General features: G+C 42.7%; 9 protein-coding genes. 6 read left to right on the top strand and 3 right to left on the bottom strand.

Translation table 11 applies throughout. The features are described 5' to 3' along the window. Positions 1–8: 8 nt before the first annotated feature. The gene (locus MR041_RS00045; RefSeq protein ID WP_242086280.1) at positions 9–704 is read right to left on the bottom strand and encodes a LytR/AlgR family response regulator transcription factor; all 696 of its coding nucleotides are present in this window, start codon (positions 702–704) and stop codon (positions 9–11) included. A 193-nt stretch (positions 705–897) separates the two neighbouring features. Between MR041_RS00045 and rpsF the strand changes: the two genes are divergently transcribed. The 6 genes from rpsF (at position 898) to hisS (ending at position 7,501) form a co-directional block, all read left to right on the top strand. After that, positions 898–1,236 carry a 30S ribosomal protein S6 gene (rpsF, locus tag MR041_RS00040; protein ID WP_242091536.1) on the top strand — a complete coding sequence of 113 codons (339 nt, stop codon included), beginning with the start codon at positions 898–900 and terminating at the stop codon, positions 1,234–1,236. Between the two features lie 2 nt (positions 1,237–1,238). Continuing rightward, complete coding sequence (rpsR, locus tag MR041_RS00035; RefSeq protein ID WP_242091535.1) at positions 1,239–1,535, top strand: 30S ribosomal protein S18; 297 nt, start codon at positions 1,239–1,241, stop codon at positions 1,533–1,535. 13 nt (positions 1,536–1,548) lie between these two features. Then, the gene (gene rplI, locus MR041_RS00030) at positions 1,549–2,013 is read left to right on the top strand and encodes a 50S ribosomal protein L9 (RefSeq protein WP_242091534.1); all 465 of its coding nucleotides are present in this window, start codon (positions 1,549–1,551) and stop codon (positions 2,011–2,013) included. Between the two features lie 114 nt (positions 2,014–2,127). After that, on the top strand, positions 2,128–5,250 hold the full coding sequence (locus tag MR041_RS00025; RefSeq protein ID WP_242091533.1) for a TonB-dependent receptor: 3,123 nt from the start codon (positions 2,128–2,130) through the stop codon (positions 5,248–5,250). Positions 5,251–5,403: 153 nt separating this feature from the next. Then, positions 5,404–5,874: a DUF6495 family protein gene (locus tag MR041_RS00020; RefSeq protein WP_242091532.1), complete on the top strand. Its 471-nt coding sequence runs from the start codon at positions 5,404–5,406 to the stop codon at positions 5,872–5,874. 256 nt (positions 5,875–6,130) lie between these two features. Continuing rightward, the gene (gene hisS, locus MR041_RS00015) at positions 6,131–7,501 is read left to right on the top strand and encodes a histidine--tRNA ligase (RefSeq protein WP_242091531.1); all 1,371 of its coding nucleotides are present in this window, start codon (positions 6,131–6,133) and stop codon (positions 7,499–7,501) included. 464 nt (positions 7,502–7,965) lie between these two features. Here hisS and MR041_RS00010 read toward each other — a convergent pair whose 3' ends face one another. Together MR041_RS00010 and MR041_RS00005 are read right to left on the bottom strand one after the other, a co-directional pair. Continuing rightward, entirely contained in the window at positions 7,966–8,793 is an 828-nt protein-coding gene (locus tag MR041_RS00010; RefSeq protein WP_242091530.1) for a T9SS type A sorting domain-containing protein, read from the bottom strand. 178 nt (positions 8,794–8,971) lie between these two features. Beyond that, positions 8,972–15,239: HYR domain-containing protein (locus MR041_RS00005; protein ID WP_242091529.1), on the bottom strand; the 6,268-nt coding region annotated here is incomplete at its 5' end.

Genomic DNA, 15,239 nt, shown 5'->3' with positions numbered 1-15,239 from the left:
AAAAATCTCTAAATGTTATTCAAGGCATCCACCAATTGCGTCTTTTTATTTCTACTTAGAGGAATTTCGTAAGCGCCAACTTCAACATTCTTACTGTTAAATCTGTCAATTTTGTCGAGATTTACAATATAAGACTTGTGAATTCTTAAAAATTTATTTTCAGGTAATTCTTTTTCAAAGGCTTTCATGGTCGATAAAACAACAAGACTCGTTTCTTCTGTCACCAATTTTACATAGTCACCAAGGGCTTCAATCCATTTAATGTCCTTGATATAGACCTTACGTTTTTTAAGATTACTCTTAACAAAAATGTGCTCGCCTTCCTCTTCGTTGAAATCGAGTTTCAGCTTATGCTGTTCCAGAGCTTTTTCCACGGAGGTGTTAAAGCGCTCTTTGGTAATAGGCTTATGCAAGTAATCTGTGGCATCATAATTAAAGGCCTTGAACGCATACTCTGTTTTACCGGTAACAAAAATAATTTGGGGTTTGTTATTTAAAACATCCAGAAGTTCAAATCCGTTAAGTACGGGCATTTCAATATCTAAAAAGATAAGATCTACTTGGTGAGTGTTTAAACCATTTTTGGTTTCAAGAGCACTACTGTACTCTGCAATTAAATTAAGAGCCGGATGGTTTTCTACCAGCTTCACTATCGAGAGACGCTGGATTGCCGAGTCGTCTACTACTACACAGTTTAAAGTCATAACATTTTGATATTTCGGTTAAGTATCGACAATAGTACAAAAAATTCGGGTAAAAACCAAAAAACATCGATTAACTGCTCAATTTAACAAAAATTTAACATTTAAAAGATGCCTATAATAAGTGTGATTCAACTTGCAATATATAAATTATTTGGTTATTTTTGCCCCCATTTTTAACAATAAATAGAGATTTATGAATCATTATGAAACTGTTTTCATCTTAAATCCCGTTTTATCTGAAGAACAGATAAAGGAAACAGTAAAGAAATATGAAGATTTTCTTGTTTCTAAAGGGGCAAAGATGGTAGCCAAAGAAGATTGGGGACTAAAGAAATTAGCATACCCCATACAGAACAAGAAAAGTGGATTTTACCATTTGTTCGAATACACCGTAGATGGCGACGTTATCGGTCAACTTGAACTGGAGTTCAGACGTGACGAGCGTTTTATGCGTTATTTAACCGTAAAACTGGACAAAGACGCCATTGCATGGGCTGAGAGAAGAAGAGAAAAATTAAACGTAAAATCCTAACTATGGCATCTATAGATCAACAGGCAAAAGGTAAAAAAGACGGAGAAATCAGATATTTAACTCCGCTTAACATTGAAACAAGCAAACAAAAGAAGTATTGTCGTTTCAAAAGATCCGGTATCAAGTATATCGATTATAAAGATCCTGATTTCTTATTGAAGTTTGTAAACGAACAGGGTAAGATCTTACCACGTCGTTTAACAGGAACTTCTTTAAAATATCAAAGAAAGGTATCTGTAGCCGTGAAAAGAGCGCGTCACCTGGCATTAATGCCATATGTTGCGGATTTATTAAAGTAAAATACCAATAACAATGGAACTTATATTAAAACAAGACGTTGAGAACTTAGGATTTAAAGACGATGTTGTAACAGTTAAGAACGGTTATGGTAGAAACTTTTTAATTCCTCAGGGGCATGCTATTTTAGCGACACCGTCGGCCAAGAAGGTTTTGGCAGAGAATTTAAAGCAAAGGGCTTTTAAAGAAAAGAAAATTATCGATGATGCTAATGAAACCGCTGAAGCGATAAAAGCATTAACCATAAAGATTGCCGCCAAAGCTACTGCAGGGGCATCGGCCGGAGACAAATTATTCGGTTCTGTGACCAAAGCGGATTTGGTTGACGCTTTCGAAAAGGAAGGCCATACGGTTGATAAGAAATATGTTACCATCATTGGTGGGAACATCAAACGTTTAGGTCAGTATACCGCCGTTATACGATTACATCGTGAGGTAACATTCGAATTTCCGTTTGAAGTTATAGCACAGGCGGGCTAAATAGAAACACATAAACTATTTTAAAAAGCTGCTCTTTATGAGCAGCTTTTTTTTTATTTTTGATAGACCCGCAACGGGTATGTCAATTCACTAACTCAAAACGACACCAGCCACATGAAAAAAACGCGCTTTCTCATTGTTTTCTTGTTTTTCACAGTCGCAACCTTCGCTCAGGTAACGACATCAAACATTAAAGGTCTTATTACAGATCAGAATTCTGAACCCCTTCCTGGAGCCAATGTTGTGGCCATACATTCCCCTACGGGTACAAAGTATGGGGCCGCAACCAACTTCGACGGCCGATTTAATATGTTAAATTTAAGGGTAGGAGGACCTTATGTCATTACAATTAGTTTTGTAGGCTATCAGGAACAAACCTTCAATGATGTGTTTTTAACGCTTGGTAAAACCCAGAATATCGATATTGTTCTGGTTGAAGAAAGTCAGCAGTTAGATGCCGTCGTTATCGAAGGCTATGGCGGTACAGGAACGTTTGGTAGCGATAGAACCGGAGCTGAGACCAGTGTCGGACGCAGGGAACTCACAAGATTACCGACCATTACGCGATCTCAGGCGGACTTTACACGGATAGAACCCACTGCCAGTGCCGGTTCTTTCGGGGGACGAAATGACCAGTTCAATAACTTCTCCTTAGATGGTGCCATTTTTAATAATCCATTCGGACTGGATGCGGCTACTCCCGGTGGTCAAACCGAAGCACAACCCATATCGCTGGACGCCATCGATCAGATACAAGTCACTACAGCACCCTACGATGTTACACAATCCGGTTTCACGGGAGCCTCGGTAAATGCGGTAACAAAAAGTGGAACGAATACGTTTTACGGTACGGTTTATGGGTTTTACAGAGATGAAACCATGACCGGAAAGAAGATTAAAGGAGAAGACGTGACCAGGCCCGATCTTAATCAAACACAGTATGGTCTGAGTATTGGTGGTCCAATAATTAAGAATAAATTATTCTTTTTCGTCAATTTCGAGAGTGACGACCGGGACGATCTCGGAACCAATGGTTGGGTGCCGGACACAGATTCTCGTGCCATCAATGAGTCTCGGGTAACGGAGCAGGATTTAATTGCGGTGCAGAATGCATTGGGGGGATTAGATTACATGACAGGAGCCTATGAAGGGTTTACCTATGCCTCCAAATCCACCAAGGGTATTGTCAAATTAGATTGGAATATCAATGATAGCAACCGACTGGCCATAATATATAACTGGTTAGAAGCCTCAAAAGAAAAACCCGCTCACCCTACCGCCTTAGGCTTTAGGGGCCCTAATGCGACAACCTTACAGTTTCAGAATTCCGGATATGAAATTAACAACAATTTAAAATCAGTTCAGGTCGAATTAAACTCTACCTTGTCTGATGAAGCGACCAATAAACTCCAGGTTGGTTTTACGCATTTCGATGATTTCAGGAACCCGTTATCTACGCCCATGCCTGCCATTAGTATTCAAAAGGATGGCTCAAATTATATCATTGCGGGGCATGAACCCTTTTCTATCCATAACAGGTTAGATCAGAAGGTGATTCAGTTTACCAACAATCTGAACTTTTTTAAAGGTGATCACACCTTTACCATAGGAACCTCCTTCGAGAAATTTCAGTTTGACAATTCCTTTAACCTTGGCGTTTATGGTTTTGGAGATGACAGGGGGTATGTGGGCGCCTTCGGAGCCTTTGGTTCCCTGGCAGATTTTCAGACCGCTATTGGTAATGGGCTGATTGCTGATGCCCAGTCTGCTGCAATAAACACCTTCAACAATAATAATGCAAATAATTCCTGGGCGCTGGCCGAAACGAATGTCGGCCAATTGTCATTTTATGCACAGGACGAGTGGAACGTGTCCGATAAATTCAAGTTGACCTACGGCTTACGCTTTGATAAACCCTTATTTTTTGATTCGGCAGATAAAGCACAGGAGGTTATTGACAGGGCCTGCTGCTACGTACCGGACATTCCTTATGTGAATCCGAATAATGGTCAGACCGTGTTTCTGGATAATACGAAAATGCCTAACAATGACTGGTTGATTTCACCACGAGTCGGTTTTAACTATGATGTTAAGGGCGATGACACCTTCCAATTACGTGGGGGCTCCGGCTTGTTTACAGGGCGTTTCCCGTTCGTGTGGTTAGGCAATCAGATAGCCAATCCCGAAGTATTCTTCTATCAGATGGTCGATCCGGATTACAAATTCCCACAGGTATGGCGAACCAATATTGGAACCGATTATCGATTTGAAAACGGATTAATACTAACTGGAGATGTATCCTACACCAAAGATGTGAATGGCGCCCATGTTCAAAACTGGGGTTTAACGACTCCTACTGGAACGCTACAAGGTGTCGATAACAGACCCGTTTATCAGGCTTCAGATGTTATCAATAACGCATACGTGTTTTCAAATTCCGATAAAGGCAGAATTTGGAATGCCTCTGTGAAGGCGCAGAAAACATTTGTCAATGGATTCTATGCGATGTTGGCCTACAGTTATTTGAATTCAAAGGATGTCAATTCCATCGAAGCTGAAATAACGGGAGATGCCTTTGCGTTCAATCCAGCTCTGGGCAATGTGAATAACGATGTACTGGCATTTTCAAAATATGGCGATACCCACAGGTTTATTGGAGTGGCCACGAAAAAATGGACCTATAGCAATGGTAACATGGGTACAACCATATCGACCTTCTTCGAGTATGCCCAGGGCGGACGCTTTAATTATACCTATGGCGGTGATATCAATGGCGATGGTTCAGGATTGAATGATTTGATCTACATTCCCACATCGGCAGAGATCAGTCAGATGCAATTTGCAAATCCTGGAGACGCCAGTGCCTTGGAAGCCTATATTAAGCAAGATGATTATTTAAACGGACGTCGCGGCAGCTATGCCGAGCGCTATGGCGCACTCGCACCATGGAGAGGTCGCTGGGATATTAAGATCTTACAGGATTTTAATTTTAATGTGACTGAAGAAAAAACCAATACCATCCAGGTGAGTTTGGATATTTTAAATTTTGGAAATCTCATAGATTCAGACTGGGGTGTTATCCAGCAACCTAATAATGTGCAGCCTATAGGCGTAAATTTTGATAGTAATGGTGCACCAGTCTATTCCTTTAACAGCAATCTCAATAATACCTTTGGTTTCGACTCGAGTTTGGCTTCACGTTGGCAGATGCAGGTAGGATTGCGCTATATTTTCTAGACAGAAACAAAGAATAGTATTAAATTTGTGCTCCCGGAAACGGGAGCCTTTTTTCGTTGAACTTATAGTCACCCATATGAAAATGCCAGGGTGCCCCATTAAGTGATGAAGGCTTATAAGTTGAGGTGAGATCGTATTTTGATTGCAGTATAAATGAAATATTCCAGGCTTACAAAAGAACAGTTTGAAGAATTGCATCAGGAATTCATTAATTTTCTGGCAACGCAATCCATTACGGCCGACGAATGGCATAATTTGAAACAAAACAAACCGGAACTCGCGGAAACCGAATTGGATGTCTTCAGTGACCTGATATGGGAAGGGGTATTAAACAAAACGGAATACCTGGAACATATTTCCCCCCAGCACATGTATCTGTTTCATTTGGGTGAGGATAACATGCAGGCGATTGTGCTGAATTTAAAAAATGATGTTGATATTACCACAGAGGAAGGCTACCAGTGGTTACGTGAACATCTGATGGATGACAAGGTCGAGTTTTTCCAAGCCGATAAGGCCTATGGGGATGATAAGAACCTGGATAAGTTTCGTATGATCCAGCAGGGTGCGGTCATTACCAAGGGTGATCTGTACAGGTATTTCGATAAGCTGTTAAACGGATAGCGTTCGAATGCGATCAAATTCTCCTGAGTGTTGTGAGCAGTAAGTGGTCAAGATTCCGATATCAGAACCTTGCTTCTCAGGTTCGCAATTCTATTTCTTATAACAAAAGCGCGTTGAGACTGTATTAAATTTTTATTTTTGTCATGTGATCCTGTGATTTCTAGGTTTGTTTCCAGTTTTCGCAGGAATTCAGCAAACAATTGTTTACAAATAGCGAATTAAAATAAAGCAACGCTGATCGTCTCAGTAAATTATTATGGCGCAGAAACCAAGCATTCCAAAAGGCACCAGGGATTTTAATCCGGAGCAGGTTGCCAAACGCAGTTACATTTCAAATACCATAAAGGATGTATTTGAATCTTTTGGTTTTCAGCCGATAGAGACCCCGAGTTTTGAAAATTCCGACACCCTTATGGGGAAATATGGGGATGAGGGCGATCGCCTGATATTTAAAATTCTGAATTCGGGCGATTATTTAGCTAAGGCAGACGATCGGGCATTGGAAGCCAAAGACTCCAATGCACTGACGAACAGTATTTCCGAAAAGGCACTGCGTTACGATTTAACCGTCCCCTTTGCCCGCTATGTGGTCCAGCATCAACACGACATTGAGTTTCCGTTTAAACGGTATCAGATCCAGCCGGTTTGGCGCGCCGACAGACCACAGAAAGGGCGATTTAGAGAATTTTACCAGTGTGACGCCGATGTGGTGGGGAGTCGTTCCTTATGGCAGGAAGTGGAGTTTATACAATTATATGACCAGGTCTTTTCAGCCTTAAAGCTGGAAGGGGTTACCATCAAGATCAATCATCGGAAAATACTTTCCGGTATTACGGAGCTTATTGGAGCCAGCGATAAACTGATCGATTTTACGGTGGCCCTGGATAAACTGGACAAAATAGGAGCGGAGAAAGTGAAAGAGGAGATGCTGACGAAGGGCATTCCGGAAGCGGGCATCAACAAGCTTGAACCACTGTTTTCTCTATCCGGAACCTTTGAAGACCAAATTACCAATTTAACAGCGATCTTATTCGATTCCGAAATCGGAAATGAGGGGATTGAGGAATTAAAGTTTATCCACAAGGCAATTTCGGAATTGGGATTGGCAATCGCCGGTGTGCAATTGGATGTCACCCTGGCTAGAGGACTGAACTATTATACCGGCGCCATTTTTGAAGTCGCTGCACCACCATCCGTGGCCATAGGTTCTATTGGCGGCGGGGGGCGCTATGACGACCTCACGGGAATCTTTGGAATGAAGGACATGAGTGGCGTGGGTATCAGTTTTGGTTTGGATCGTATTTATATGGTTTTGGAAGAACTTCAGCTTTTTCCTGAAACGGTAACGCGACATGTGAAGGTCTTATTCATCAACTTCGGAGAGACGGAAGCCTTGTTCTCGCTTAAAGCTATTAAGGCATTACGTTCACAGGGGATTCATGCGGAACTGTATCCCGATGCGGCCAAAATGAAAAAGCAGATGACCTATGCAAATAAGCGCCAAATTCCTTATGTGGTCATTGTCGGAAGTGAGGAGATGGAATCCGAAACCTATACCTTAAAGGATATGATTTCCGGAGAACAGTCAAAACTGTCATTGGAGGAATTGATTTCCAGGATAAAATAAAAAGAGTCCCGAGTAGGTTCGGGACTCTTACAATTAGTTGAGATATGGTAGATTTGGGATCGACTAACTCAAACTAATCATGACTAACTCAAATAATCGTACCGGAGGTACTTGCACTTTTTTTTGATAGTGTGCCTTCTATCATTTTATGGGGCTACTTTGTACTCCTTTTTTAGTCCTCTTCATTTAAATGCATAAGCTACTTCAGCATAAGAACAACTGTTAATAAAGAACTCAATCTTTATTTACAGTGTCATGTTCATGAGCGAATATAGATGAAATATCTATGAAATGCAAATAAAACCGATGAAATGCATAAAATAATCACATTTGACCTATGTTATCGAAAGCCATAGCTTTAATTATGGCTTATGTTTTTCAACTTTTTAGTAAACTATTTTTAATGAAAAAAGCCCATCTATAAGAGAATAAATGGGCTTAATATATCAATTTGGGATGTCGTTCTAATGAATAACGATTTGCTTGGTCGCGATATAGCCCTCAGGACTTTCTACCGAAACGATGGCATAGTTACCCTTCAAATTTGGCAGGGCCATTTTCGTCATTTGATTTTGGATACCATTTGCACTATAGACCCTTTGTCCAAGGAGATTATATATGGTGATGTTTTTTATGTGTTGTGATCCACCTGTATTGACGTATAGTTCTTTCGAATTCGTTAAATACTGTATGCGCGTATTTTCTGCGAAGGCTTCCGGTCCGGATAGGCTGTTTTTTGCCACATTGTCCTCAGAATTATCCTTAAACGCAATATAAAAACGATCGGTATAATCACCTTTGGTCATAGCTTCGTTGAATGTGGTTTCCTCTGTGATTTCGGTGTAGGTGTTCAGATAGGCATCGTGAACGTAAACGTGAATTGGATCGTCAAAATTTTCCGTTCTATATAAGCCAATCGAAATGTCTCCGCTGTTCTTTAAAAACATACCCAGTGGATAGGTTTTAGTGTCATTAAAGGCACCAACACCCTGAATAAGGTACCTGTCGTTCTCAATCATCCAATTCAGATCGTCCGGAAGGTCATCTAAGTTCAATGCATCATACCCAAAATCAAAACCATCCGTGGCACTGTTATCACTTGTAAAGCCTAATAGCAGATATCGAGTCATACCATGGGGTGATATAAAATAAATACGCACGCGTTGTATGACAGGATCGGATGATGTTGTATGAAGGGTAAAGGAATTTGCTTCAGTTTCAAATGCACAAGTTGTATACCCTATTTGAAACAAGAGCATAACCATAAACACTAAGCGCGTAATTTTTGTCATTAGATTTGGGGTTGATGACAGGTTTAATACGCCTGCAATGTAGAGAAAATTTATAAAAAAACCTATGAAATGCAAATAATAACGTTGTAATGCACATATTTTTAACATTTAAAGACCCAAACCGCATAAAAAAAGTGGACATGGTCCACTTAAGTCCGAGTTTAATACCCATTTATATTTACTGGCTAATTACTATCTTCTTATGGGTAGTACCATAGTTGGTTTCGACTTTAATAATATAACCGCCTTCTGCCACATGTTCTACCGGTATTTTCATGGCATTATGTGTTAAGGATGGCAATGCTGAAGCATTCCATACCTTAATGGCCTGTCCCAAACTATTGATGAGCTGTACTTCTTTTACCAACACATCATTATTTACTCTAATATAAATTTCTCTGCTGTCCTGTAAATAATTAACCCCAATGTCCCCAAGTATGTCAGTGGCCACCGAAAGTGCATTGTTTTTAGAGAAGGTCACATAAAAACGGTCCATATAAATACCCGGATCTAAAACTGTTTCAAAGGCTTTGTTATTAATTTTAGTATAGGTGCCCAATAAGGCATCATAAATATAGACCTTGGTATTTTTGGCTAAATTTTCCAGTGCCAAAAGGCTTATCTCTATTCGACCGCCTGTTTCCGTAAAGAGTGCCAAAGGATATTCCTTGGTGTCATCGAATGCCCCAACACCCTGAATGGTATAATTTTTTTCACCAATTCTAAAGAACATGTCTTCCGGGTTGTTACCGGTGTTTTCGGCGTCGTAGCCAAAATCAAAGTCATCTGTGGCGGCATTATCGGGCGTGAATCCCAATAATAAAGGCCGTTTAACGACACCTTGTGGCGCTCGATAGAGTAGTCGTACCCTTTGAATGTCATCAGGATCTAGGTCCTCTTCAGGTGTGTTTGATGTGCTATCTTTCCCATTCCCTTGTTTCATAAAAATGGATCTGGGGTCTGGACCAAGCTCCGTTTCAAACACCCTGTGCTTATTATAGAAGGTGACATCACCAACCCCGGATCCGGGTTGTAAAGCATAGACGAAAAAGCCCTGTCCTATGGGAATATAATAGTCCGGAATCTTACCTGAACTTCCCATACCACTCACCTCATAGCCGTCGATGGTAATCGGTGGGGCCGCCGCCTGATTTCCTCCGGTTAAAGTCAGTTGGGCATAGCCCCCCTGATACTCCCTGAGGATATGGGTATTGTTCGTGTCATAGTGTATCCAAAAATACAAAGCGCCATCAAAACTTTCTGTGGTACCCGGATTACCTCCCGGCATATTATCTTTTATAAATTCGCGGGCATCAATGGCGGATGGGTATGGATTTCCCACCAGGGCCCCGTAGCCCGGGTTAATGGCTGTGGCAACCGTACCGTTATGTGGTAGCCCATCAAACACATAATTTTGTTCGTCCCCCGGGGCACCACTGCCCTTCATCGTAAAACTCAGGCCGGGATCCAAGGTTCCGGTTTCTGTCAAATATTCCCAGTTGGCATAATAGCCGGCAGGATTGTTTCGGTAAGCAAAAAGCCAGCGTCGGCTCATGGTAATTGGAGATGTAGCAGCGGATGCATTATAACCGCTCGTCCAATTGGTAAGTGGTAAAGGATTATCGGTATCGGTACCATCCTTTAAGACCCCGGCTACCGTATAGATGCCATTAACCGTCGGGCTCACGGGCGAACTCCAGTAGTTGTAATTATAAAGGTTAGATTGGCCTTGCTGATCACGTTCTAAATGGCCGCTACTGGCCAAATCAATCTCACTTCCGTTCAATTGATGGGTGACCTCAGCATTATTAGGATTGCCATCGTCGTCAAAGTAATAGCGTTTTTGTATCAGTTGCGATTCGCCGATCAGATCAATAAGTCCATCCAATAAGAGGTAACGGGTCACATACAGGGCATGTCCCGGATTGGTTTCATCCTGAGCACCCGCCGTATTTGTTATGGTTAATTCCTTATCAGGATCTACTAGAAGCCCCAACAAGGTGACGTCCTGCATATCCGAGGTGACATCATGAGCGGTTCGCACAATATTCCAATCAATGGGATCGCCTGTTACACCATTGCCATTGGGATGATCCCAAACGGTATCCCCATAGGTCCAGGGCGTAGTTAGACCATTGTCATTCCAGTTACCATTTGCCTTGGTCGTATAGGGTAATGGCGCGCTATCGTCCTGCTGACTGGTAATTTTTACAAGTTTACCGGCTACACCTTTACCGGAGTAGGGTTGCAGGTAACCACATGAAATAGAAGTGGGATCCATACGGTAATATCCGACAAGGTTGGCCCAGGATACCGGGTTATCGTCCACGCCGTCGGCATCCGCATCAGGGCCATCTACGACCAGCGGAACAACCTCTCCTATTACGGCACCTCCGGAAGCATCAATCTGCTGATTCATCATCTGACGGATATGGTCGACATCCAGTTTCATATTCCATATACGCACTTCATCGATCCACCCTGAAAAATAATTCACTGGGGCATTAGGGGGATTGCCGGTTTGATCCATAGCACCTAAAATGCATTCATTATTATTGAATCCAGGTGGATTTCCCGTATCACTTTGAACAAATATACCATCGACATACATGGTGTAATTCTTTCCGTCTTTAGTTCGTGTTACTGCTATATGATACCACCGATCCGTATTTATAGGTTCAGGGCAGACTAAGGATCCGGTATTGTTCCAGTTAAAGGATAAGGTACTGCCTTCCAATCTTAAATCGTAACCGGAATTGTTGAAGTCCGTATAGTCACGCTTCGAAATAATGATCTGAGTCGTATCGTTAGGATCTCCTGTATTGGTCTCTGGGTCGGGTTTGATCCAGCACTCGATACTGAATTCCTGCCCCAGGTTGTAATTGTCTCCAAATGTAATATTGTCATTTTCGCCATCAAAATCCACCAGAGCACAATTGGTGATTTCAATAATAACATCATCATCGCAGAAACCAGTGTTATCCAGACCGAACGGCCCGACAGTCCATGTCAACCTATAGGTTCCGGGATCAGCTGTAAAGGTAGCATCAGGATCCGTAGTATCGGAAAACGAATACGCACCGCCACAACTGGAAGTAATAACTTCAGCAGTCCATATCCCAGGGGATCCTGTACCGGGATCGTCACAATTCTTGCAATCCGGTGTAATTAAATCGGCATGAGTTATTGCGTCCTTATACGCCCCTTTGGCTGCATTTTCAATAGCGGTCTTGGTATTGTCGTAGGCATTCAGGGTGATGATATTATCACCGCATTCCCCGTCAGCATAGATTTTATCTTCTCCGGCATAGGCATAATTTTGTATGACATCCGCCAAAGCGGTACCCGCCGGGTCATAGGCCCGACAACCATTAACCAGCACTGTCGCGCCAAATTGGTGATGCCCCGGTGCATCGGGTGTAAAGGTGTAGGTCACATTCAAGGTACCGTCCGCCAATGGTTCTTCAGTAGGGCTTCCAATACCATCGGTCCATTCAATTTCATCGGCCGGAGATCCTCCGAGTGGCAGAGTGATTTCATCGATGGCCCAGGCACTAAATGGTCTGGTGCCAAAGAAAGTCCAACGTATTCTAACTTGATCATAAGTATTATACATACTCAAGTCAAATGAAGCAATAGACTGATCAAAAATATAATTATCTGCCGTAGAAGGCGGATAACTAGCGTAGGGCCAGGGCACTATTGGGTCGGTTAAATCTTGCAATACTACAGTGTAGGTCAATCCTCCATCCAGTGACAGTTCACATATTGCTGTATCGCCATCAAACAAGTTCCAGGCCTGGGTAAAAGAAAATGTTGGTGATTCCAGCCCAAGCAAACTCATGATCGGAGTTTCCAGGGTTGTTGCCCCTCCGTCGGGAAAGTTATCCAGGTATTCCTGGCTGTTATAATCACCTTGCGCAATGGCAAACTTAAAATTGTTCGAATCATATTCAATTTTAGGGGTCCAGGTCCCATCAGGGAAGGGGTGGTTATTGGTTGCCGTCCAGTTGTTCACCGAGCGGTTGTTGGCGGCTCCGGTAAAGGATACACCGGCCACCTGCCCATCGATGAGCCACATATTCGGATTCCATTTGTCAGGGAACTGCCCCTGGTCGAACTGTCCGGCCTCTTCATCCTCCAGATCAATAATATCACCACCATACCCACTGTAGGCGGTCAATGAAACTTCTTCAGGATAACAGCTATTAAAGTAATTATTATCAAGTGTCGGAGGGACATCAGGTGGTACTGGATGTACACTCAATACCTGAGAATATTCAAAACAGGAATTGTATTGAATGTATGCTCTAAATAGTGTGGCTACAGTATTCGTAATATCAAAATCAACATGATAGGTGGTTGTCGTATTGTCTATTTCAACCCAATTGTTGGCATCGACTTCAAATTTCTCCCATCGCACAATAGTTCCATTGTAACCTGATAAATTGATGGTCACCGGGTTGATGTTATCGGGGCAGGCGGCAATGAGTACGTTGTTTGTAGGTGGATCCACAGTATTGGTATCCACTTGTCCCAGTAATACTCCTCCGGAAATAGGAGGTTCTATATTTTCCACGATTTGCTGTTGCGTTTTGGGGTTGCCGTTTCTGTCGTCAAATATCCAGTCGATAACAAAGGTACCATAAGTGGTTATCGGAAGGTCAATTTCTATACCATTGACCGTAGGCACGCCATTTATGTTTCCCCTGCAATTATCCGTAGCTGTGGGGATCTCCAAGTAGAGTTCACATTCATATTGCGCATTGCCATTAAGTGAGGTATAGTGAGTTAAACTCGGTAGGTCGGGAACAGGTTTTGTTTCATCATCTATAATAACGGTTTGATCTACAAAAATGCTATTATTATGTGCATCTTCAAATTCCCATGTTATCGTATGCATACCCTGGGTACTGAAGGTGTGTGGAATGCTAAAATCTCCGGTTGTCCCAATGATGGTATAAGGAGAACAATTATCGGTAGTTTCAGGTGCAGCAGAAATGGTCACCGAACATTCATCTGTCAGATCTGCTAATGTAGGCACAACAGGGTCTTCGTCATCAGTAACATTCACATTAAAACTACAGGTATTCGTGTTGCCGGCAGTATCCGTAGCTACAAAAACCACCGTGGTAGTGCCTACAGGATACTCATCATCAGTTACGAATCCGGCAGTTTGAACAACGGATGCCACACCACAGTTATCCGTGGCGGTGGGAGCAGCAAAACTCACTGTAGCATAGCATTGACCGGGGTCATTGCTCACATTGTAGTCCGGAAGGCAAGCAAATACGGGTAGCTCACTGTCATTAACCGTTACCGTAAAGCTGCAACTTACAGTATTGCCGGCTTCATCCGTTACGGTGAAACTATTGGTGGTTGTTCCAATCGGGAAGGTACTGCCAGAGGCCAGTCCTGCAGTTTGTACCAATGTACCCCCTGGACAGTTATCTGTAAATGTCACTGCGTAGGCGACACCAGCCCCGCAAACGCCTCCGGCATTGTCTACAGTAATATCGCTCGGGCAGGAGATGGTGGGGTTTTCGGTATCGCTAACGGTTACAGCAAATGAGCAGCTCGAAGCATTTCCTGCTTCATCTGTTACGGTATAGGTCACCGTTGTTGTGCCAACGGGAAATGTTGCCCCGGGCAGATGTGATTTATTCCACGTCAAGGATCCTGCTATTGTGCAATTATCGGTTGCAGTAGGTTCGATCCATGTCACTACAGCAGAGCAATTACCTGAATCGTTTGATACATCAATATCGACAGGGCAGTTACTAATTACCGGGTCAACAGTATCGTCAACAGTAATGATCTGAGTCACGTCAATAGAGTTGCCACAATCATCCGTAACACTATAGGTCCTTGTTATGACTTCCGGATTGGAATTGCCATCGCTCACATCGCTAACAAAGGCTACCGTCGGATTCACAGTACAGTTATCGGCTTCATCGTTAACCACAGAGATGTTTGGAGCGGGAACGTCTGTTGGACATTGTACTGATATTGAGCCAGGGTTGGAGGCTGTTGGGGCAGTAGTGTCCTGTACGGATATGATCTGTGAAGCAGACACATCGTTGCCACATTCATCAGTAGCGGTCCACGTTCTTGTTATGGTATATGTACCTGCACATGCTCCAGGGGTCGTGGATTCTGAGAGTACTACACCAAGGGGTATAGCACTACAGTTATCAGTAGCTGTAACTATAGCGGCGACAGGTATGCTTTCACAATCAACGTCTGCATTGGCAGGCACGCCACTCAACACGGGTGGAGTTGTATCAGTTACGTTAATGGTTTGAGAAGCGTTGGTAGAGTTGCCACATTCATCAGTAGCGGTCCACGTTCTTGTTATGGTATATGTACCTGCACATGCTCCAGGGGTCGTGGATTCTGAGAGTACTACACCAAGGGGTATAGCACTACAGTTATCAGTAGCTGTA

The sequence above is a fragment of the Aestuariivivens sediminicola genome (assembly GCF_022662015.1).
Classification (GTDB): domain Bacteria; phylum Bacteroidota; class Bacteroidia; order Flavobacteriales; family Flavobacteriaceae; genus Aestuariivivens; species Aestuariivivens sediminicola.
This window is presented reverse-complemented; position numbering and strand designations above follow the sequence as displayed.